This window comes from Chitinophagales bacterium (genome assembly GCA_041392475.1).
GTDB lineage: Bacteria > Bacteroidota > Bacteroidia > Chitinophagales > UBA2359 > JAUHXA01.
Genome location: JAWKLZ010000001.1, coordinates 2,578,817 through 2,600,940, shown reverse-complemented (window position 1 = coordinate 2,600,940; position 22,124 = coordinate 2,578,817). Strand labels below are relative to the sequence as shown.

Below are 22,124 nucleotides of genomic sequence, written 5' to 3'. Positions count from 1 at the left end.
TTTTTTAGCAAGAATAAAAATAGGCTATTGTTGTTTAAATAACAAACTTTCACTCAAATAATTATACTTTTTTTACTCCACCAACACCTTCCCACTCCCCAAAACCTCATTGCTGTTTTCCTCCAATACCCGAATCAAATACAATCCACTTTCCAAATCACCTCTCTGCAAATTCATTTTTCCATTATCAACCTTCAATTCCCTAACCTTCCTCCCCAAAATATCCATCACCTCCAATCGGTAATTTCCTTGCGGCAATTCCTCCGCTTCAATGGTCGTAAAATCCGAAAAAGGATTCGGAAAAACACGAATCGAGTATCTATTATCCAATACTTCAATTCCCGTTTCCACCTGTTGCAGCAAAGTAAGTGTAGCCGTATTCGTAATAATCGGAGGATTGAAGTCAAAGAAAATAGAAGCCGTATTTTCGATCTTTGTTTTGTCTTCAATTCCCTCCAAAGAAGCGATGCCAAAGGTCACAAAACCATGACTTTCGACTTCATTGGTCGTGCTGTCGGGCAGTAGGATGTCATTGAAGTAGAAAGTCGCCAAACCCGTTTCTCGGTTCAGTTCTGTTCGATAATCATGGCTTGCAGTGATAGGGTGAAAGGTTGTCCAATCCAGTTTTTTGTCCAAGGTGTCTTCAATGCGGATATTGAAGGCGGTGTCGTTTCCTGTGTTTTGGAAACGGACGGTGTATTGGATGGTGTCTGCGATGTAGGCAAATTCGGATTGACCGAGGAGATTGGAGCGAGCGAGTTTGTCGTTGGGGTCGTAGGAGCAGAGGACTTCACTATTGTAAGCAACTTCATTCTCTGAAATAAACTGCCCATCACTCATTTGCATCACTTTTGCAGAGGTTAATGCTATTTCTCCTGTAAAACTCTCATCTGGCATTTCAAAGCTGATTTTAATTCGTTTGTGATATCCAGGATATAAATCTTCAAACGCCCAAGTCAATACACCATTTACTGTTTGTTCAGGCATTGGGTTTGCTTCGATGTATTGTAACAGGTCACTGTAGTTTAAACTCACTGTCCCACTTGCCACGGTAGTACCCATATTTAAACAAGTCAGCCAGTAAGTTATCGTTTCGTTGCAACGAGTTGGATTACTTATCAAATAGGGAACTACTGAATTGACGGTAGTTTTTGGTTGAAGGCCGAACTGATAGGTATTGAGAGATTCAATTCCTGTAACGTTTATGTCGTAGTTAGTTGCCTCAACCATTTCCCAAAGCGAACTTTCCATAAAACTTGCTTGATAATCTCCAAGCGGCAGAACGATATTAGCATTTCCTCCCAAGTGACTTACAATCATTGTATTGATGGGATTGATGACAAAAGACTGATTGGGCAAAGCTACTTCAGTAGTATCTTTTATATTGTTTGAATTTTCATCCCAAAAAGCATGAAGGTTAAGAATTCGATTGGTGGCAGCTTCTCGATTAAACGGAGCAATGAACAAACCCGAATCGAAAATAGCATCCCCTGCATCTGCAATTGCGAATGTAAGCCGATAAGTATTTCCTGGTGTAACATCAGCAACAGCAGGTAAAAGAGTTGTCATACCATCGTATTGAATGTGTTGATTGCCAGTATTATCCATATAAAAGTCACCATAAGAAGCAAAATTCAACAAATTGATGGCTACATGGATTCCTGGGGCAGGCGAATTGGGAATAAGTGCAATATTCTTGTCTGTGGCCAAAAGATGAGCAGGATATTCAGGTTCCCCTTCTATCAAAATAGCCATGGCATCATTGAATTGAGAGCCTACATATTCTGGATATTCTTCAGAACCAAAAATGTATGCTACCGAAATCTGATTGGTATGAGGAACAAAATCAAACTCTAATACACAAGCATTGAAAGTACCTGAATAAGCCCAAGGAAAATCTTCTAAAGCTGCATATCCTGGACCTCCATTGTTACTACCTGCACTACCTACTGTATTGGCACTAAATGCAATAGCAGCGCTGCCACTTGTCAGTATAATACCTTCTGTGAGATTATCATTGAGACCAGATGCTCCTGTGAAAAGTCCACCAGCAATATCTGGACATTGAATATTGGCATTAGAAACAGTTGCTTGATTGCCCATAATCATAGTTGCTGCCTCAAAAGCTGATATTTCATTGAAATTGTAGATAGTTGATTGAGCAAATAAGGACAAATATGTAATAGTCAAAAAAAAGGAAAAATAAATGTTTTTCATTTTTAAATAAATTTTAGTTGATGTTTTTTTTAATTTGTATGATTTTTAGATTTTTCCCTGCAATCACTCCACCAACACCTTCCCACTCCCCAAAATCTTTCCATTCTCACTTTCCAAAATCCGAATCAAATACAATCCGCTCCAAAAAACTGAAAACCCTCTCATGACACCCTGAATTTAAAAGTTTTGAAATCAAGGTAAATATAAAGCACTTTTTTCAAATTTAAAAATAAAACTCTCACATCCCCTTCAAAAACTCCCCAATGTCAATCTTCTTATTTTTAATCCCCAACTTCTCCCGCAATCTCGCTCCCTTCAATGCAGCACTACCAACCCCAAAATCCATCAAAAAAGAAATATCCTCATGTGTCAAACCCATCAATGTATAGCTGCAAAACTTCAAATCGTTTTCGTTGAGGCTCGGGAAGCGGACTTGCAGGCGGTCGAGGAGTTTGGGGTAGCAGGCTTCAAAATATTTGGCGAAAGCTTGCCAACCTTGTTCGCCTTTAAGCTGTTTGTGAATCAACAGGCTCAGGTGCGTGAAATTTTTGCGGTTTTTGGAACTGAGTTCCGATAAAATGCTTTGGTGACTTGCTTCAATGGCTTCCAGGAGGTGGTCTTTTTCGACAATGTGCAGCCAAGCCAATGCCAATTGACGTTGATAACCATGCACCTCTGTCCGTAAATTTCGCATGACTTTGGTGGTACTCAGTGGTTCGTTCATCCATTTGGAGATGTCCAATTGCAGCAAATCCTGTAGGAGTTGGTTGTAGTTTTGGGATTCTTGTAGGCTGTTTTGGTCGAATTGGTGTTGGGTTTTGAGTTGTTGAATTTGTGATACCACCATTTTGCGGAAATCTTGGAGTATGTCGACTTGCTGCTGCAAATCTATGTTTTTGAGGGTCAATTCGGAATTTTCGCTGCGGAGGGTTTGTTCTTCGGGGTCGAGGTGATTGGGCAGGTCTTCGATGAATTGCTGCAATTTGGGGGTGAGTTTAAACCATTCTCCCTTCAATCGGATGTTTTTGAACTGTTTGTGAATCGCTTTTTCGTGAGATTCATCGGGTACTCTGATGGCTTTCAATAGTTTGATAGGATAACCATGACTGTTTTCAATAGTGTTTTGTCGCCTTTGCAGGTTGTGGGTTTGTCCGATTTTGACAATTTTTGAAGCTGTAGATTGAAAGAAATAAACCCACAAGCCGCTGATTTGGGTGTAACCGTGTTTTAGGAGTTCTTGGATTTTAGAATCCACCCATATTGCAAACTTGGGGTCTAACCATTGTGCAAAGCGAATAGCCAATAAGCGATGCATCCAAGTTCCTTGTGAGCGACCATCTTTGTATTTTCCCTTTATGACTTCTACAGCTTTTGGAGGTGATGCACTTTTTAGTGCATCACTTTTCAAATAATTTTCCAATGCTGCAATATAGTCTTTCACGGATTGAGTTTTAAGAAAGGTTTCTGGTTTCCTTCTAAATGGTTTTGCCATTTCAGTAGCATTAACCATTTTACTCACACTGCTAAAATCAAAAGTTACTTGGTGATTGTTGTAGGTAAAAATGTGTAAATTTGACATTGCTTTAAATTTTTTGATTTGAAGAATGAAGGCACTGCAAACTTTGAGCGGAGAGTAGTGCCTTTTATTTTGCAAATATAATCAAAATAGGCTAATAATTAGCCTGAATAAACGTTTTGTATTGAGTAAGTCAAAGAAAATTTATCTGTTACAGAATGTCCAAACCAATGAAATTTTGGCTTGGTCTAACTTGAAGAAATTGTATCAGTATATTTCAGAGAAAGAAAATAAGGCTTTAAGTTATACAGGTATCACACGTCAAATGCGACTAAATAAACATTACAAGTTTATTTTGGAGGATGAGGTTTGGGTGATATGGGTGAAGGAGGTGAATTGAAGGTAAATGATTTTATAAGAGAGAAGTATAGAAAATATATTTTTTATGCTGTATCTTCACCGTTTTTAATTAAAAACTATATTCATGTGGTATTTAAAAAGTAATCTTACATTATTATTAGTTGTAATCCTTACATTTAGTGCTTGTAGCAAGGACGATGAATGTGAAGTGCCCGCACTTTCTGAAAACATTATTGGTACTTGGAATCCACAACTTTCTGGTGGTGAAGTTGAATTTAGAGCAGATGGAACTTATATAGATGAAGATGACTCTTTGTTTGGTTTTGAGGTAAATGGTGTTGTATTTGATGACAAAAGTTATTCATTGGATGGCAATACATTGACTCTTACAGCAAGTCCGTCTGGGGGTGGAGGTTCTTCAAGTGTCGATTTTGAAATAACTGAAAATAACTGCGACGAAATCAAGTTGGAGATTTTAGGTTTTACAGAGACATTGAAGCGAAAATAAAGGCATCGCTTGTCTTCCGTTTTTGAAATGGATTTATAAATAATGTTGTCCTTTTATAATTGGTAAAATGTGATTCTAAAAGGACAACTATTGTATGTTTTGTCCGTTCAAATGTCGCTGAACCTTGCAGGTGTTGGCGAATTTTCACTCACTCCACCAACACCTTTCCACTCCCCAAAATCTTTCCATTCTCACTTTCCAAAACCCGAATCAAATACAATCCACTCCAAAAAACTGAAAACCCTCTCATGACACCTTGAATTTAAAAGTTTTGAAATCAAGGTAAATATAAAGCACTTTTTTCAAATTTAAAAATAAAACTCTCACATCCCCTTCAAAAACTCCCCAATGTCAATCTTCTTATTTTTAATCCCCAACTTCTCCCGCAATCTCGCTCCCTTCAATGCAGCACTACCAACCCCAAAATCCATCAAAAAAGAAATATCCTCATGTGTCAAACCCATCAATGTATAGCTGCAAAACTTCAAATCGTTTTCGTTGAGGCTCGGGAAGCGGACTTGCAGGCGGTCGAGGAGTTTGGGGTAGCAGGCTTCAAAATATTTGGCGAAAGCTTGCCAACCTTGTTCGCCTTTAAGCTGTTTGTGAATCAACAGGCTCAGGTGCGTGAAATTTTTGCGGTTTTTGGAACTGAGTTCCGATAAAATGCTTTGGTGACTTGCTTCAATGGCTTCCAGGAGGTGGTCTTTTTCGACAATGTGCAGCCAAGCCAATGCCAATTGACGTTGATAACCATGCACCTCTGTCCGTAAATTTCGCATGACTTTGGTGGTACTCAGTGGTTCGTTCATCCATTTGGAGATGTCCAATTGAAGCAAATCCTGTAGGAGTTGGTTGTAGTTTTGGGATTCTTGTAGGCTGTTTTGGTCAAATTGATGTTGGGTTTTGAGTTGTTGAATTTGTGATACCACCATTTTGCGGAAATCTTGGAGTATGTCGACTTGCTGCTGCAAATCTATGTTTTTGAGGGTCAATTCGGAGTTTTCGCTGCGGAGGGTTTGTTCTTCGGGGTCGAGGTGATTGGGCAGGTCTTCGATGAATTGCTGCAATTTGGGGGTGAGTTTAAACCATTCTCCCTTCAATCGGATGTGTTTGAACTGTTTGTGAATCGCTTTTTCGTGAGATTCATCGGGTACTCTGATGGCTTTCAATAGTTTGATAGGATAACCATGACTGTTTTCGATGGTGTTTTGTCGCCTTTGCAGGTTATGGGTTTGTCCGATTTTGACAATTTTTGAAGCTGTGGATTGAAAGAAATAAACCCACAAGCCGCTGATTTGAGTGTAACCGTGTTTTAGGAGTTCTTCAATCCTTTCATCTACCCATATCGCAAAACAAACATCCAACCATTGAGCAAACCTTAACGCCAAAATTTTGTGCATCCAAGTTCCTTGTGGTCTCCCATCTTTAAATTTTCCTCTAATAGTGATGACCGCCTGACGGACATCACTTTTTTGTTCCAAATTCTTAATGTACTCTTTTACTTCTGCGATTTCCAAAAACTTAGAAGGACGTTTGCCGAACGGTTTTGCCATTTCCGTAGCATTGACCATTTTCTGCTCTGTTCTAAAATCAAAAGTGATTTGGTGATTGTTGTAGGTAAAAATGTGTAAATTTGACATTGCTTTTAAATTTTAAAAGTAAGAATTGGGAGGATATTGTTAAGTTTTGGCGAACGGCAATATCCTCTGATTATTTATATTGGCAAATTTAGTGTTTTTTATTTATCATGGCAAACATATTATAATGCAACAAAGAAAAAGAATTCAAAAAGTTTATTTGTTGCAGCATGTTCCAACGAATGAAACAAGTGTGTGGTCAAATTTGAAGAAGCTTTACAATGCACTTTCTGATAGAGAACACAATTTGATTGGTTATGTAGGTTTGGCTTCTCGACTTAGAAAAGAAAAACAATACAAATTCATCATGGAGGATGAGGTTTGGGTGATATGGATGAAGGAGGTGAATTGAAGTTGGCAAAGGTCAAATTAGCAAAAATCCCACTATGGTAATTACGATAGTGGGATTTTATATACACTGTATTGATGGATTTGTGATTTGATTCGTCATCGAACAAACTTCAAAACACGTACTTTATTCATAAAACGAGCAGTTCTTGTTCTACCCCACCTCAAAACTCTCCCAAATATGCCCTCCACCAATCACATCATCGCCATCATAAAACACCGCCGATTGACCAGGCGCAATCGCATCTACCCTTGTTTTGAAAGTCACTTTCACCATATCGCTATTTGGATCTTTTTCGATAAAAGCAGGTGCGCCCGCATGTTGTGAGCGAATTTTCACCACCGCATCCATGCCTACGCCCAAATCGGGATATTTCACCATGTTGATATTTCGGACCAACATACCATTCAGTTTCAAGTCATCGAACTCACCCAAAACCACCGTATTGCTTTCAGGCACAATGCGGGTCACATACATCGGTTCGCCTAAAGCAATACCCAAACCACGGCGTTGCCCAATCGTATAAAACGGATAACCACGATGTTTGCCGACCACTGTTCCGTCCGTCAAGACAAAATTGCCGCCATTCACCTCCTTCTCCAAACCTTCCACCCTTCTACTCAAAAATCCACGGTAGTCATTGTCGGGAATAAAGCAGATTTCGTAGCTTTCCGCTTTTTTCGCCAATTCGTGATAGCCCATATCGCGCGCCATTTGTCGGATGTGGGGTTTGTGGAATTGCCCAACAGGAAACATCGTTCGACCCAAGTTTTCTTGCTTCAATCCCCACAAAACGTAGGACTGATCCTTGTTTTCGTCAATGCCTTTCGAAACGATGTGCCGTCCATTCTCAAAGCGTTTTTGGGCATAATGACCTGTCGCAATAAACTCACAATCAAGTGCATCAGCTCTGCGAAGCAAAGCCGCCCATTTGATGTGTGTATTGCACATGATACAGGGGTTTGGCGTTCGCCCTGCCAAATATTCGTCCACAAAATTGTCGATTACCCAATCGCCAAATTCCTCTCTGATGTCGATGATAAAGTGGTGAAAACCCATGTCAACAGCCACCGCCCTCGCATCGTTGATAGAATCCAAACTACAACAACCCGTTTCTTTTTTAGAGCCGCCAGAAGTTGCATAGTCCCATGTTTTCATGGTGATACCAATCACCTCATATCCTTGATTGTGCAACATAATTGCCGTAACTGTACTGTCAATTCCGCCGCTCATTGCTACCAATACTTTTCCGTGCTTGCTCATAATGATTGAAAATAAAGATGAAAATCGAGATGAAAAAAAAGATTTTCATTTTGTTATAAAAATTTAGTTCCCTATTGAAGGTTAACTCTTTACTGCAAAGGTAAAGGTAAATTTTTTAAAATCTCGAAAGATAGAATTGTAGGCAAACACATTTTGCAGAAAGAAAGTTCGGATATAAGATGTTATAAAAAAGCTGTTTCAATTCGCTTTTTTAGAAAAAAGTATTTACTTTAGATTTATTTTTGATACACACTGAAAAAATCCAAAACGTATGTCTGCAATCTTTGACCTACACTGTCATCCCAGCTTCAAACCCTTCAATGCCAAAAATGAAGATGGCATAATCCCCGATCCCAATATCTGGAAAAAACGTCAACCTACTGAAGATCAGAAGGTATGGATTCTCGAAAAATTTGATGTAGGTTCGGTGTTTGAATCCCAAATCAATTTAGACGCAGCCATTGAAGGTAAACTTCGATGTATTACCTTGGCACTATATCCGCTCGAAAGAGGATTTGTAAAACGTGGCAGCCATCAAGATGATTCTGGGCCTTTTGACACAGATTTGCTGAATTTAGACAAATTAATTGCCTTCATTACAGGCTTTGATGTAGAACGCATCAATGAATTGCAGGCTTTCACACGCTCCTATTTTACACAATTGCAGCAGGAATACGAATACCTAAAAAGGCACCAAGGTAAAAACACGCTTTCTAAATGTGGATATGAATATCAATTGGTTAGTAGCTTCAACGAGATAGAAATTGCCCTCAACCGTACAGATAAAAAAGTTTTCCCCATCATTCCCTCCATTGAAGGAGCACACGCTTTTGCCAGTGATATTTTGAAGAAAGGAAAAGTGGTCAACATGGTAAAAGAGGAGAAAAAGAAAGATTCACCACACTTCAAAAAATTCCAAGAGCGGTTGTTGGCCAACATATTGAAGGTAAAAACAGAATGGGAACACCCACCCTTTTTTATCACGTTTTCCCATCATTTCTACAATCATTTATCAGGACACGCTCAAACATTTGAATTTCCAATTACTATAGCCAATTGGCTACTTCACCAAAAAGGAAAAATTCACGGCAAAAAATATTTTGATTTAGGCATCACGGATTTTGGCAAGCAGGCATTGAAGCTGTTGCTAATGCGTTATCAAAAAGAAGGTAAAAAATACCGCAGCATTTTGATTGATGTCAAACACATGAGCGCACAAGCAAGAATAGATTACTACAAACTACTGCAAACCACTTACAAAGACCAACCCATTCCCATTATTTGCAGTCATTCAGCGGTCAATGGTAGAAAAACCATTCTTGAAGCCTATACTTATCCTGCAAAAAAGAAGGCTCAGAAAAAATCCACTTTCAACCTGGGCAACATCAATTTATTTGATGACGAAATTCGTACGATTATCAACAGCGATGGATTGATTGGTGTGATGATTGACGAGCGGAGAATTCTGGGTAAAAAATTGCCTGAGGATGCGCTTGCAACGGATATGGATATGTATGCATTGTGGAAAAAAGAGAGTCAAGAAAAAGCAAAAAGTGTATGTATTTCGGTTATCTTCAATCAGCTGTTACATATTGTAGCTGTTTATGGAAGCGAAAAAGCATGGAATCATATTTGTTTGGGGAGTGATTACGAAGGGTTAATTAATCCAGTTGATTTATACACGAGTGCAGAAGGGTTCAAAAACATGGAAACGGATTTTGTGACACATTGGGAAGAACGTTTGGCAATACCCGATTCAGATAACCCTCAAGTTCAGCGATACAAAGAGCTTGTCTTCGATAAAACCCCCGCCTACTTTATTCGTAAATTTTTGTGGGAGAACTCAATGGACTTCCTTCAAAAATACTTCAATGATGGGTATCTATTGGATGGAGTACCACAAATAACCCTTGTTTGAAAATTTTAGAAAAAGATGGAACTAAATGGTAGCGTATTGTGTTCAATAGTAGGATTTTAGGTTGGTTGCTTATTTTATTAAAAAAAATATCGAATAATTCTTTCCTCTGTTTTGTGAATTGTTTTATATTTGCAGCCCAATTACAAAAATACACACAGATATACTCTGTGGTAAATTTGTTCTTAAAAAAAATGCGAAAGTAGCTCAGCTGGTAGAGCACAACCTTGCCAAGGTTGGGGTCGCGAGTTCGAATCTCGTCTTTCGCTCAGTTCTTTATAATATCAAAGACGCTTTGTTTGCCCTGGTGGTGGAACTGGTAGACACGCAGGACTTAAAATCCTGTGGGCTTTACGGCCCGTGCGGGTTCGATTCCCGCCTGGGGCACAATAATAGCAAGTCTTTTAATGCGAAAGTAGCTCAGCTGGTAGAGCACAACCTTGCCAAGGTTGGGGTCGCGAGTTCGAATCTCGTCTTTCGCTCAGATTTTGATGATTACTCTCTATTTTATTTCTCAACCCTCAAGGATGTTTTTTCCACAAAAGCCTTGAGGGTTTTTCTTTTTATACCTCCCTTTTGCTTATTTTGAACATTTTAGGCGTTCTGTCATTCAGCATATAGCAACTTTTTTGTTTGCCACAGATGTATGCGAAAAATAAGCTTTTACAGGTTATTTCATAAATAACTGACTGTAAAGCGTATTTCTCATTTTTATTTGCACATTAATTTTCATTTCTCCCTTATGACTACTTGGAAAGACCAATTTTGGAAAAAAATCGAGTTGATTGAAGTGCGATTCGACCAATTGAAATTGAACATTGGCAATCGAAACAGAAGTATCGGAGAGCTGCAAGTGATTCCTTATCGAGGTTACTGCAATTGTAAACGCTTGTATTGCAGGGGGAGAGTGCTGGAAAATCCCGAAATCACGCCTACATTGAAGGATGGAAAATGGGAAAATTTTGTAAATGTTTACAAACGCTTTGAAAGCGATGAAATACCCAATGCCCATGTTCGATTAAGTTTTGATGAACATACTTTTGATTTGATGACAGATGCAGAAGGGTATTATATCCTTAACATAGAACTTCCTACGCCTTCTTTTCATAAAACATTGTGGCAGACACTCAAAATTGAATTGTTGGATGCCCCTGTTCCTTTTGACGGCACGATTGTGACTACTGGCGAAATTTTGACCCCAACTCCTGATACACAAATAGGAATTATTAGCGACATGGACGATACGGTCATCAAAACAGATGTGGTATCCAAGACCCGAATGTTGTACCATACTTTTTTCAAAAATGCGTATTCTCGATTGGCTTTCAGGGGGGTAGCTGCATTTTATTGGGCATTGCGTAAAGGAAACGATGGCGAACAAAACAATCCTTTCTTTTATGTGTCAAATAGTCCGTGGAATTTATACGACTTGTTGGAAGAATTTTTAGACCACAATGATATTCCCAAAGGGCCTATTTTCTTGCGTGATTTTGGCATACACAAAAATGAGGATGCGATAAAATACAAAACCCACAAACACAATGAAGTATTGCGTATTTTATTGAGTTATCCTTCTCTTCAATTTATTCTGATTGGTGATAGTGGCGAAAAAGACCTCGATATTTACCTTCAAGTAGTTCAGGCTTTTCCAAATCGAATAGTAGCCATCTATATCCGTCAAGTAGAAGACCGCAAACGCAATGAACGCATTATGGCACTTGCCGAACAGGAAACAGGTGTACCTATTTTCTTGTTTGACAATAGTTTTGAAGCAGCCAAACATGCAGCCAAACACCGTTTTATCACTCCTGAATGGCTATTGAAGGTGAAGCACAGCATGGACGAACCCCGTAGTTTGATGGACGATTGGTTTGACGAAGATTAATTTTTAAACATAGGTGAAGTTTACCTATTTTTACGGCATGGCAACACGAAAAAAAAGCACTGTTCGTACTCTGCAATCCCGCAAGAATTCGAGGTCTTGGTGGCAAAACCTTCAAATTAGTCAATGGTTGATTTTGTCCATTGTGCTGACTTTTATTGCCTTTTTGCCAAGCCTTAGCAATGGAATTACCAGTTGGGACGACAACATCTACATTACCGAAAATCCGATGATTTTTGAGTGGAGTGTTGAAAATTTGAAGGCCATTTTTTCGCAACCTGTGGCAGGTAATTACCACCCTATTACGATGCTTTCTTTGGCGATTAATTATCAGTTTTCAGGTGTAGAACCATTTGGTTATCATTTAATGAACCTTTTGCTGCACTTGCTCAATGTTGTCCTTGTTTTTTACTTTGTGTGGTTGCTGAGCAAAGGCAAAAAATGGGTTGCTTTTACATCGGCTATTTTGTTTGGGATTCACCCCATGCACCTTGAATCAGTAGCATGGATTGCCGAGCGAAAAGATGTTTTGTATGCCTTTTTCTTTTTGTTAGGACTGATTTCCTACCTCCATTTTCGGCTAAAAAAAGAACCTCGTTTGTATGCTTTTACCTTCGTATGGTTTCTGCTTTCGGTATTGTCCAAACCCGCAGCCGTTGTATTTCCTTTGGTATTGATATTGTTGGATTATTGGCGATATGAACAAAGCAGTAGCAAGCGAAAACGTTGGGATTGGCAAAAAATCATCGTTCCCAAAATTCCTTTTTTCATCGTTTCTCTCATTATCGGGATTGTCACCCTCAAAACACAATCAGAAGGAGCTATCTCTGAATTAGATACTTTTACTTTCTTCCAAAAATTTGTATTCGTTTGTTATGGATTTGTGATGTATGTGGTCAAAGCCATTTTTCCTTTCCAATTGTCCGCATTTTATGACTATCCAAACTTAAATGTCGCTCTGCCCGTGGTTTACCAAATTATGCCTATTGCAGCAATAGCCATCATTGCAGCTGTTTGGTATTCTTGGAGATATACAAAAATTATTGGCTTGGGAGTGGCCTTTTTTTTCGTCAATATTGTGTTGGTGATGCAGTTTATTTCAGTCGGTGCGGCAGTGATGGCAGACCGATATACCTACCTACCCTATATTGGAATTTTCATCGTTTTGGGCTATGGATTTGACAAACTCATGCGGCAGCAACAAACAAAAACCATCGTTACCGTCATTGCAGCCGCTTATGTGATTGCTTTGTCTTTCCTCACTTTTCAACGCACAAAGGTTTGGGAAAATGATGAAACCATTTGGACCGATGTACTTAAAAAATACCCCAATTCTGTTGTGGCACTCAACAATAGAGCTGCTTATTACAACAAAGAAGAGCAGTTGGATGCCGCCCTTAAAGACTACAACCGCACCCTTCAATTGAAACCTAAATACTTCGATGCTTTGGTGGGTAGAAGTTCGCTTTATCACAAAATGGGAGAATTTGACAAGTCATTGAAAGATGCACAATTAGCGATTTCCATCAATGCCAAAGATGAACGCCCTTATGTGAACATTGGCGGTGTTTACTTCAAACAACAAAAACACAGCGAAGCCATTGAAGCCATCAACAAAGCACTGGCTATCAATCCTAATAATGCAGAATCGCTAATCAATAGAGGCGTATTGTACAGCATAATCAAAAATTTTAAGCAATCTATACCCGATTTTGATAGGTATATACGATTGCGTCCGAATGATGTGAAAGGTTATCTGTACCAAGGTATTTCCTACAAAAATTTGAAGCAGAACCAAAAAGCTATCAACAACTTCAACAAAGCACTGCAAATCGAGCCTCAAAATGGGCAAGCCTATTTGGCACGTTCTGAAACCTATCTACAAATGGATAATAAAGCGCAAGCATTGAAGGATGCACAGAAAGCAAAGGCTTTGGGTTTTCAAGTTTCACAGCAGTATTTGGAGGGGCTGCAATAGGGAGGTTAAGCAACGATTTTTAGCTCTTCCTCTACATAGTCTTTCACCTTCTTCAATATGCAATAAATATCGAATAAATCGGACTGTGTTGCATCATAGGCAAGGCTTTTGCAGTAGGAATCGCCCTCCAAAATGAGGAAAAACCAAAGTCTGCCTATCACATATACTCCATACAGTGGAAGATGGACGTTTTTGGCTTTGTTCTGTCGCTGAGCAGCCAACATCGCAACAAGTAGCTGTCCTTGCGGGTCGTTGCTTGCAGCAGGTTCGGGTTTGTATTCGTGGAGTGCGAAAAAGGGTATTTTGGGAATTTGCTTACCTGTTGCCAACATAAAATCCACATTTCCAGAGATAGTAATTTGGTCGTTAATTTGGATACTTAGATTTTGTTCCAAAAAGGCATTGTATTGGATGTTGTCGTAATGCAGCATACTAATCATCGGGCCAATGAAGAAAAACTTGATTGCTGCTTCGTTCCAAAATTCTACCTTCGATAGTAGATGTTCTTGAAGTTCCAATAGGCGTTTTTTTTCTTCTTCGGTTACTTCACATTTTGCAGTTAACCAATTGTTTAGACGTGTTTTGTTTTCTGTTGGAGCAATGCCAAAAACATCTTCTACTTCCTGAGTTTTCCAATATTTGAAGGATTTGTTGTATGCTTCCGTAACTTCCATGATTGTTGATGATTTCTTTATTGGGCTAACAATCAGAAAGGTCAAATGGTTGTTCTTTCATTTGCATTAGAATGACAAATGACTTATTTTGAGCCAATAATCAAAAGTCAAATATTGTAAATATATATGAAAATCTTCAATATAGAACAAATTAGGGCAGCTGATGACCATACGATTCAGCATGAACCCATTGCATCGGTTGATTTGATGGAGCGTGCTTCAGAAGCATTTGTGACTTGGTTTGTCCAGCAATATTCTTACGATTACTACCAGACCATTCATATTTTTTGTGGTATGGGCAACAATGGCGGAGATGGTTTGTGCATTGCACGAATGTTGGATCATTTGCTTTTCAAAGTGAAGGTTTACATTGTTCGATTCAGCGAAAATGGGTCGAAAGATTTTTTGGTGAATGAACAACGCTTGCAGCAAATACCTGATGTTTCTATCACGAATCTTTACGATATCTCCAATTTTCCTACTTTTGATAAAGGCGACCTCATTGTTGATGCCATTTTTGGTTCGGGATTGAGTCGTCCGATTAGTGGTTTTACCGCCGAAATCGTCCAAAAAATCAATCAATCTATTTGTCCTGTTTTTGCAGTAGATATTCCTTCGGGTTTGTATGCCGACCGTCAAAGTGAGAATATTGTTGTTGAAGCGAGTGATACGGTTTCTTTTCAGTTTCCCAAACTGGCTTTTTTATTGCCTCAAAATCATGCTTTTGTAGGTCAGTGGCACATTGTGGATATTGGTTTGCATCCTGATTTTATTGACCAAACCCCAACTCCGTATCACTACCTTCAATCATCTGATATTCGAAGTGTTTTGAAGCCCAAAACCAAATTTAGCCACAAGGGAACAAGCGGTCATGCGCTGATTGTGGCGGGTAGTTATGGCAAAATAGGGGCTGCTGTTTTGACGAGTAAGGCAACATTGAAGGCTGGGGCAGGTTTGGTGACGGCTTATGTTCCGAAATGTGGTTATTCAATTCTTCAAATTTCTGTTCCAGAAGTAATGTGTTTGACCGACAACGATGAGTATTGTATAGCTCAACTACCTATTATTGAAGGAGAAAAGCAGAAGGTCGGTGAAAAAACGAAATACCAAGCAATTGCAGTAGGGCCTGGGATTGGACAAAGTTCGGCTACACAAGAAGCTCTACTTCAATTGCTTCAAACTGTAAAACAGCCTTTGGTGATAGATGCAGATGCGCTGAACATCATTGCCCAGAATGATTGGCTGAAACATGTTCCAAAAGGCAGTATTTTGACTCCACATCCCAAAGAGTTTGAACGTTTGGCGGGTAAAACTTCCAACCATTTTGAGCGACTGCAAAAACAAAGAGAAATAGCGCAAATGTATGGCATTGTCTTGCTTGTGAAAGGCGCTCATACTGCCATTGCCTGCCCCGATGGTTCGGTTTACTTCAATTCTACGGGAAATCCTGCAATGGGAACGGCGGGCAGTGGCGATGTTTTGACAGGTATGATTGCAGCGTTTGTGGCACAGGGTTATACTTCAAAAGAGGCTGCCATTTTGGGCGTTTATTTGCATGGACAGGCGGGAGATATTGCAGCGAAAGTGGAGGGGAATATTTTGGCGAGCGATTTGATTGCTCATTTTTCTAATGAAATAGTAACCAGTGGGTTTTGAAATATGGATAAAAATATTTTTTCACCAAAACGGCTTTACAACAGTTTTCGGTATGCCTTCAAAGGCATTTATCAAGTTTTTCGGCATGAGTTGAACATGCAAATTCATTTGTTGGCGGCTATTGTCGTGGTTATTGCTGCTTTATTGCTGCAAATCAATGCAGTGGAGTGGTGTTTGGTTATTTTTGCGATTGTGGGGGTTTGGGTAGCCGAAATGTTCAATACGAGCATTGAACTGCTGACAGATTTGGTCAGTCCCGAGTATAACAAGTTGGCAGGCAAGGTGAAAGACATTGCAGCGGGGGCAGTGGTTTTGGCAACTTTGGGGGCGGTGGTGATTGGGGGAATGGTGTTTTTGCCGAAACTATGGGCGTTTTTTTAGATTCCAATTCTTACAATAGTCCGCAGTGTTTTTCTAATAAGGTGATAGTCATGCAATTAGGAAGTAAAGCAAATTTGTGTAACTATTTGATAATCAAATCTCTGCGCCTCTCTGTCTCTGCGTTTAATAAAACTACCCGAACTATTGTTCTTATTTACCCTTCAACAATTCCTTAAACTTTTTCTCCTCTCGAATCGCATCAAAATCAGCATCTTGCTTCAAATAATCCCAATTTTTGAAACCTTTTTCGATTGCTTCCTCTAATGTTTTGATAGATTTTTTGACATTGTCCAATCTTGCATAGATTTTTGCCAACAGGTATAGGGGAGCGGGGATATTTTCTTGTACATAACTCCAAATCTCCAAGTATTTACCAGCTAATTTGAGGTCAATTGCGCTTGCTGTTGCGTGATTGTATTGCGTATGTTGAATGTAGGCATTGCGCCACACAAAATCCAATACCCGAGCTGCCATCCATTTTTCTTCCACATTCACTGACTCTGCCAATGTTTTGTTCAATTGCCGTATTTCTCTTTTCCACCAAGCCTCGTTTTTGAGTGTTGAGTCGCCTTTGAAGGGAGAAGAGTTGATGGCTAAAAATTCTTTCACAAACTTTTCTTGCAGTGGAGTTTCCTCCTTCAATGCCTGTTTTCGCTGTTCTTGTCGGGTTTTCATTTCTTTCATTGCCGCCAAAGTTTGCAGTTCTTCTTCAAAATCATTGGTTTCCGTCAAATCCTTCAAGGTATTGACCAATATTTTGGTGTATTGGTATCTTTCAAAATCGTTGGAAGCATTGGCGATTTTCTGTTCGTTTTGATGGGTGAAATCTTTGATAATGGTCTCGTTTAGAGCTACCTTTTTGGCCTTCATTTCCTGCAATTCGAGCCATTGAAAAGCCATTTCCACAGTTGAAGTATCTGCCCATTGATGTCCGCCTTCAAAGATGAGGAGTTCTTCTCGAAACTTCAATTCCTCCAGTTTATCCTTCAATTCGTACATTTCCAAAAAATTCATGTCGGTATTGCCAACTAAACCTATCAACAAAAAATCGTAGTGTTTTTTGGGAGGAATGCCATCTGGAAATCCTGCTCCGCAGGCTATTACACCCGCTACTGCCCTCGATTCCATCGCAAAAGTTGTGGCTACTCTTGCGCCTCCTGAAAAACCTGCCATGTATATCCGCTTGGCATCAAGGGTAAATTTGCTGTTAATGTCTTCTGAAATGGCATTGAAGGCGGCAATGATTGGATCCATAGGACCGTTGCGGGAATTGAAGGGACAAGCGAGAATGTAACCATATTTTTCGGCTGCTTTTTGGAAAACTTGCACCCCTAATACTGCTCTTCCCATTGGTTCAAAGATGTATAAAATGGGGGGAGATTGGTTTTTGTCGTAGGCAGTCGGGAGGTAAAGGGCATAGGTTTCGGAAGTGTCTGCACTGCAAACTACTTTTGGAATGACCTCACCTTGTGGATATTGTTGGGCAATTGTAGGGAAAGATTGCAGCAAAAGGGAGGTTAAAAAGAAATATAATATTTTCATCTGACATTGATTTTTTGTGAGTCTAACGCACAATCACCGACTTGCGTTCTATCGCTAATTCCTTTTGCCATTCCATCAGGGTCATAAACGTTTCTTGACACTCCTTGATCTCTTCGGGGTCTTTGGCGTTTTGCAGCCCCTCCAAACATTCGTCCATCAGGCGTTTGACCTGTGACATTTTGAAAGCATTGAGCGAGCTATACACATCGTTTTTGAAGCGCAGGGTTTTAGGAGTGATGAAAATATTGTGCTTTTTTTCCCAATTTTCGCTCAACTCATAGGCGTGAATGAGCATGACCGCCGTTTTGCTGATGGTATCATCTTCATGGGCAATGAAAAAATCGGAATCCAAGAGTTTTCCTTCTTCCAAATGTAGTTTGTATAGATTGATGATTTGTTGGTAAGCGGGAAAATCCAATTGCAGCTCTTCAATTTCGCTGATAATGTACGCTCCCACAGGTACTTCCAACTCCAATTCATTTTTACCGAACTCTAATAAGACCCGCACCAATTCTCGCTCTTGGTGGATAAATCGGTATCTTTTATCCTCCTTCGTAGTAGTATCTTCCTCCAATGTTCGAGGAATCTCACCTATCTCAATTCTCTGTTCATCAGATGTTTGTTCGTGCTGTTTTTTGAGTTGGCTCCATTTGAGTTTATTGGTTTCGTTGATGATGATTTGTTCACTCATGTCCAACAAACTGCTACATTCTTTGACATACAAAGAACGCTTGATTGGGTCGGGAATTTTGGCGAGTGTTTGGATAATGTCTCTGATTAGGGCCGTTTTTTTGACAGGATCACCTTTGGCATCTTCGAGTAAAAGGGTGGTTTTGAAGAAAATAAAATCTTTGGCGTTTTCTGCAATGTATTCCTCAAAACCTGTTCTGCCCTGTTTTTGGACGAAAGAATCGGGATCTTCACCATCTGGCAAAACGACAACCTTGACGTTCAAGCCTTGCTCCAAAACCATGTCAACGCCTCTTATTGCAGCCTTTAATCCTGCTGCATCGCCGTCATAAAGCATGGTGACATTGGGCGTATAGCGTTTGACCAAGCGAATTTGTTCTTCGGTCAGCGATGTTCCCGAAGATGCGACCACATTTTCGATACCTGCTTGATGGAGTGAAATGACATCGGTGTAACCTTCCACCAAAAAACATTCATCTCGTTGGCGTATAGCACGTTTGGCAAAATACATGCCGTAGAGTGTGAAACTTTTGTGGTAAATTTCGGTTTCGGGCGAATTGACGTATTTTGGGATTTTTTTGTCACTCTTCAAAGTTCGACCTGCAAAAGCAATGACCTTGCCCGACAAATTGAAGATGGGAAACTGCACTCTTGCCCGAAAAAAATCGTAGTCTCGTCCGTTTTTGTTCCTTGCCAAACCCAGTTTTTGGAGGTATTCGACTTTGTAGCCCTTTGCAGTTGCTTCTTTGAAAAGGGCATCGTATTGCTCCAAACTGTAGCCCAATTGGAATTTTTTGATGGTTTCGGTTCGGAAGCCTCTTTGTTTGAAGTAGCTCAAGCCAATGCTTTTTCCTTCATCGGATTCAAATAGATTGTTTTGGTAGTATTGACTGGCAAATTCATTGACTATAAACAGACTATCTCGTTCTTCTTTTTCTTCTCTAGCTTCTTGTGTGTCTATTTCTTCTACTTCAATGTTGTAGCGTTTGGCGAGGAATCGCAGGGCTTCGGGATAGGAAATGTTCTCGTGTTCCATCACAAATTTGGCGGAGTTGCCCGCATTGCCGCAGCCGAAACATTTGTAAATGCCCTTTGCAGGAGATACCGAAAAAGAAGGGGTCTTTTCGTTGTGAAAAGGGCAGTTGGCTACATAGTTTGCCCCCCGTTTTTTGAGGCTCACAAAATCGCCTACGACTTCTTCAATCTGAGCAGCATCGAGTATTTTAGCAACTGTTTGTGGAGGAATCATGGCTTTGAATTAATAAAAATAAATTAAAATTACGAAAATTTTGACTTATCCTCATGCTGGGTGATTTTGTCTTCTCAACTTTTGAAACTAATTTTTTAGTAGGAAGGGTGGGAATCACAGATTTTTGGGATTTGAGGGTTTCGCAGGTTGGGTTTGGGATACTTTTTTGACTTTGCAGTCTTTTGATAATTAAAGATTTCCCTATCTCTGTCTCTCTGTTCACTATCACCTAATACAAAATTTGTAACATTCATCCAACAAGATTTTTCTGTATGACAATCAAAAAAGAGTTCTGTGCCTCCGTTTCTCAGTGTTCAATTAGATAAGCTATATTTGCCCCTCAATCGAACAAAAACACAAATGAACAGCAAAACCGAAATCAATCATCTCCTCAAAATGATACGTTTGGAGCGAGCAGAGGAAGTAAGAAGAAGTCAAGAGATATTGGACAATGTATCGTTGGAGGAAAGGCGGGCGAAGGGGATTACTTGGCATCCTGTGGTCATCACCCATGAAGAAATTGGGATTGGTGAGCAGTTGGTTTTGGACATTGAGCGGACGAAAAATACGGAGGTCGCCCACAAATTTAGTCAGGGGCAAAGTGCGGCACTCTTCATCAACAATGCAGAAGGGCGGCGGGAGAAAATGTTGGAGGGGGTGATAAAGCGGGCAAGAAGGAATGATTTGCAGTTGGTGGTCAAAGCCGATTCCTTGCCCGATTGGGTGGACGAGGGTAGTTTGGGTTTGGATTTGCTCTATGATGAAACGACCTACAAGGAAATGGAGTTTGCGCTCAACCGTTTGCTCAATGCAAAAGACGACCGATTGGCGGAATTGCGAGAAATTATATTGGGTTACCAAAAGCCCTATTTTGAAAAATTGACCTATCCAATTAATTTTTCCGAACTCAATGAATCTCAGAATCAAGCTGTTGCCCACATTACATCTGCAAGGGATGTAGCAATTGTGCATGGACCTCCAGGAACAGGCAAAACGACAACTTTGATTCGGGCGATTCGCCACAGTATGCACGAACAAAGTCAAATTTTGGTGGCTGCACCGAGCAATACTGCGGTGGATTTGCTGACCGAAAAACTGGTGGAATACGGTATTCATGTGGTGCGAATGGGCCATCCTGCAAGGGTAGATGAAAGTCTTTGGGAGCATACTTTTGATGCGAAAGTGGAGGCACATCCTGACTATAAACGCATGAAAGACCTACGAAAAGATGCCCACAAATTGAAGCAAAAAGCGGTGAAATACAAGCGAACTTTCAATTCGGAAGATAGGGAAGCTCGAAGGGAGGCTTTGAAGGAATCGAAGGCGATGTTTGAAGAGGCTCGAAGTATTGAAAAATACATTTTGAACAATGTGCTGCAAAAAGCGGAGGTAATCACCGCTACTTTGGTGGGCGCATCGCAAGCGATGATACGGTTTCAGTTGTACGAAACGGTGTTTATTGATGAGGCAGGTCAGGCACTTGAACCTGCTACGTGGATTCCGATTTGCAGGGCGAAAAGGGTAGTTTTTGCAGGCGACCATCTGCAATTGCCGCCTACGGTCAAATCTTTAGAAGCACAAAAAGGAGGTTTTGATGTGTCTTTGTTTGAAAAGTGTGTAAACCGATTGAAGATTGGGGTAATGCTCGAAACGCAGTACCGAATGAATGAGCGCATTATGGATTTTTCGAGTGATGTGTTTTACCAAAATCGATTGAAGGCTGCTGCAATGGTTCAACACCATGTCCTGGCAACTCAAGAGGAGGCTTTTTTGCTGCAAACGCCTTTTGATTTTATTGATACGGCGGGTAGTGGCTATGAGGAAGTGGTGAAATCAGGTAGTTTGAGTAAGTATAATCCAGAGGAAGGGGAATTGTTGCTCAAATACATGCACCAATTGTATGAGCAAATGGAGGCGTTTATGTCTGTTGAAGAAGTGGATAAGATAAGCGTAGGAATTATTTCACCTTATAGCGCACAGGTTGGGTTTTTGACGGATCAATTGAAGGAATATCCTTTGTTGGAGAAGTACCAAAAAAATATTTCGGTCAAAACGGTAGATGGTTTTCAGGGACAAGAACGAGATGTTATCGGGATCAGTTTGGTGCGTAGTAATCCAGATGGAGAAATTGGTTTTTTGAAGGATATTCGGAGAATGAATGTAGCGATGACCCGTGCCAAAAAGAAATTGGTAGTCGTTGGGGATAGTGCTACGATTAGCCAAAATGGATTTTATCAGCGATTTTTGGAGTATGCCGATATGATAGGAGGCTATAAAACGGTATGGGAATTTACTTGGTAAACAACG

Annotated in this window: 16 protein-coding genes and 3 tRNA genes; 12 read left to right on the top strand and 7 right to left on the bottom strand. The window is 40.0% G+C overall.

The window, feature by feature from the left end:
• Positions 1–72: 72 nt before the first annotated feature.
• The gene (locus R3E32_09670; protein ID MEZ4884979.1) at positions 73–2,217 is read right to left on the bottom strand and encodes a choice-of-anchor L domain-containing protein; all 2,145 of its coding nucleotides are present in this window, start codon (positions 2,215–2,217) and stop codon (positions 73–75) included.
• 238 nt (positions 2,218–2,455) lie between these two features.
• Entirely contained in the window at positions 2,456–3,796 is a 1,341-nt protein-coding gene (locus tag R3E32_09665; protein MEZ4884978.1) for a KilA-N domain-containing protein, read from the bottom strand.
• A gap of 175 nt (positions 3,797–3,971) precedes the next feature.
• Here R3E32_09665 and R3E32_09660 point away from each other — a divergent pair, with 175 nt between their 5' ends.
• Together R3E32_09660 and R3E32_09655 are read left to right on the top strand one after the other, a co-directional pair.
• The gene (locus R3E32_09660; GenBank protein ID MEZ4884977.1) at positions 3,972–4,133 is read left to right on the top strand and encodes a hypothetical protein; all 162 of its coding nucleotides are present in this window, start codon (positions 3,972–3,974) and stop codon (positions 4,131–4,133) included.
• 84 nt (positions 4,134–4,217) lie between these two features.
• On the top strand, positions 4,218–4,601 hold the full coding sequence (locus R3E32_09655; protein ID MEZ4884976.1) for a hypothetical protein: 384 nt from the start codon (positions 4,218–4,220) through the stop codon (positions 4,599–4,601).
• Positions 4,602–4,924: 323 nt separating this feature from the next.
• On the opposite strand, the gene R3E32_09650 is transcribed toward R3E32_09655, so the two are convergent.
• Entirely contained in the window at positions 4,925–6,241 is a 1,317-nt protein-coding gene (locus R3E32_09650; GenBank protein ID MEZ4884975.1) for a KilA-N domain-containing protein, read from the bottom strand.
• 124 nt (positions 6,242–6,365) lie between these two features.
• On the opposite strand from R3E32_09650, the gene R3E32_09645 reads away from it, so the two are divergent.
• Positions 6,366–6,590, top strand: coding sequence for a hypothetical protein (locus tag R3E32_09645; GenBank protein MEZ4884974.1), 225 nt, complete (start codon positions 6,366–6,368; stop codon positions 6,588–6,590).
• 150 nt (positions 6,591–6,740) lie between these two features.
• Here R3E32_09645 and mnmA read toward each other — a convergent pair whose 3' ends face one another.
• Positions 6,741–7,850 carry a tRNA 2-thiouridine(34) synthase MnmA gene (mnmA, locus tag R3E32_09640; GenBank protein MEZ4884973.1) on the bottom strand — a complete coding sequence of 370 codons (1,110 nt, stop codon included), beginning with the start codon at positions 7,848–7,850 and terminating at the stop codon, positions 6,741–6,743.
• Between the two features lie 271 nt (positions 7,851–8,121).
• Here mnmA and R3E32_09635 point away from each other — a divergent pair, with 271 nt between their 5' ends.
• The 6 genes from R3E32_09635 (at position 8,122) to R3E32_09610 (ending at position 13,625) form a co-directional block, all read left to right on the top strand.
• Positions 8,122–9,768, top strand: a complete 1,647-nt coding sequence (locus R3E32_09635; GenBank protein ID MEZ4884972.1) for a hypothetical protein — start codon at positions 8,122–8,124, stop codon at positions 9,766–9,768.
• 193 nt (positions 9,769–9,961) lie between these two features.
• Positions 9,962–10,034 (top strand) — tRNA-Gly (locus tag R3E32_09630).
• A gap of 32 nt (positions 10,035–10,066) precedes the next feature.
• A tRNA-Leu gene (locus tag R3E32_09625) sits at positions 10,067–10,152 on the top strand.
• A gap of 22 nt (positions 10,153–10,174) precedes the next feature.
• Positions 10,175–10,247 (top strand) — tRNA-Gly (locus R3E32_09620).
• A gap of 260 nt (positions 10,248–10,507) precedes the next feature.
• Entirely contained in the window at positions 10,508–11,650 is a 1,143-nt protein-coding gene (locus R3E32_09615) for a phosphatase domain-containing protein (GenBank protein ID MEZ4884971.1), read from the top strand.
• 37 nt (positions 11,651–11,687) lie between these two features.
• On the top strand, positions 11,688–13,625 hold the full coding sequence (locus R3E32_09610; GenBank protein MEZ4884970.1) for a tetratricopeptide repeat protein: 1,938 nt from the start codon (positions 11,688–11,690) through the stop codon (positions 13,623–13,625).
• Between the two features lie 5 nt (positions 13,626–13,630).
• On the opposite strand, the gene R3E32_09605 is transcribed toward R3E32_09610, so the two are convergent.
• Entirely contained in the window at positions 13,631–14,299 is a 669-nt protein-coding gene (locus tag R3E32_09605) for a hypothetical protein (protein MEZ4884969.1), read from the bottom strand.
• Between the two features lie 126 nt (positions 14,300–14,425).
• Here R3E32_09605 and R3E32_09600 point away from each other — a divergent pair, with 126 nt between their 5' ends.
• Together R3E32_09600 and R3E32_09595 are read left to right on the top strand one after the other, a co-directional pair.
• On the top strand, positions 14,426–15,955 hold the full coding sequence (locus tag R3E32_09600) for an NAD(P)H-hydrate dehydratase (protein ID MEZ4884968.1): 1,530 nt from the start codon (positions 14,426–14,428) through the stop codon (positions 15,953–15,955).
• A 3-nt stretch (positions 15,956–15,958) separates the two neighbouring features.
• Positions 15,959–16,336, top strand: a complete 378-nt coding sequence (locus tag R3E32_09595; GenBank protein MEZ4884967.1) for a diacylglycerol kinase family protein — start codon at positions 15,959–15,961, stop codon at positions 16,334–16,336.
• A 150-nt stretch (positions 16,337–16,486) separates the two neighbouring features.
• Here R3E32_09595 and R3E32_09590 read toward each other — a convergent pair whose 3' ends face one another.
• Together R3E32_09590 and dnaG are read right to left on the bottom strand one after the other, a co-directional pair.
• Positions 16,487–17,878, bottom strand: coding sequence for a hypothetical protein (locus tag R3E32_09590; protein ID MEZ4884966.1), 1,392 nt, complete (start codon positions 17,876–17,878; stop codon positions 16,487–16,489).
• 22 nt (positions 17,879–17,900) lie between these two features.
• Entirely contained in the window at positions 17,901–19,817 is a 1,917-nt protein-coding gene (gene dnaG / locus R3E32_09585) for a DNA primase (protein MEZ4884965.1), read from the bottom strand.
• A 360-nt stretch (positions 19,818–20,177) separates the two neighbouring features.
• Between dnaG and R3E32_09580 the strand changes: the two genes are divergently transcribed.
• Positions 20,178–22,118: an AAA domain-containing protein gene (locus R3E32_09580; GenBank protein MEZ4884964.1), complete on the top strand. Its 1,941-nt coding sequence runs from the start codon at positions 20,178–20,180 to the stop codon at positions 22,116–22,118.
• Positions 22,119–22,124: the final 6 nt, after the last annotated feature.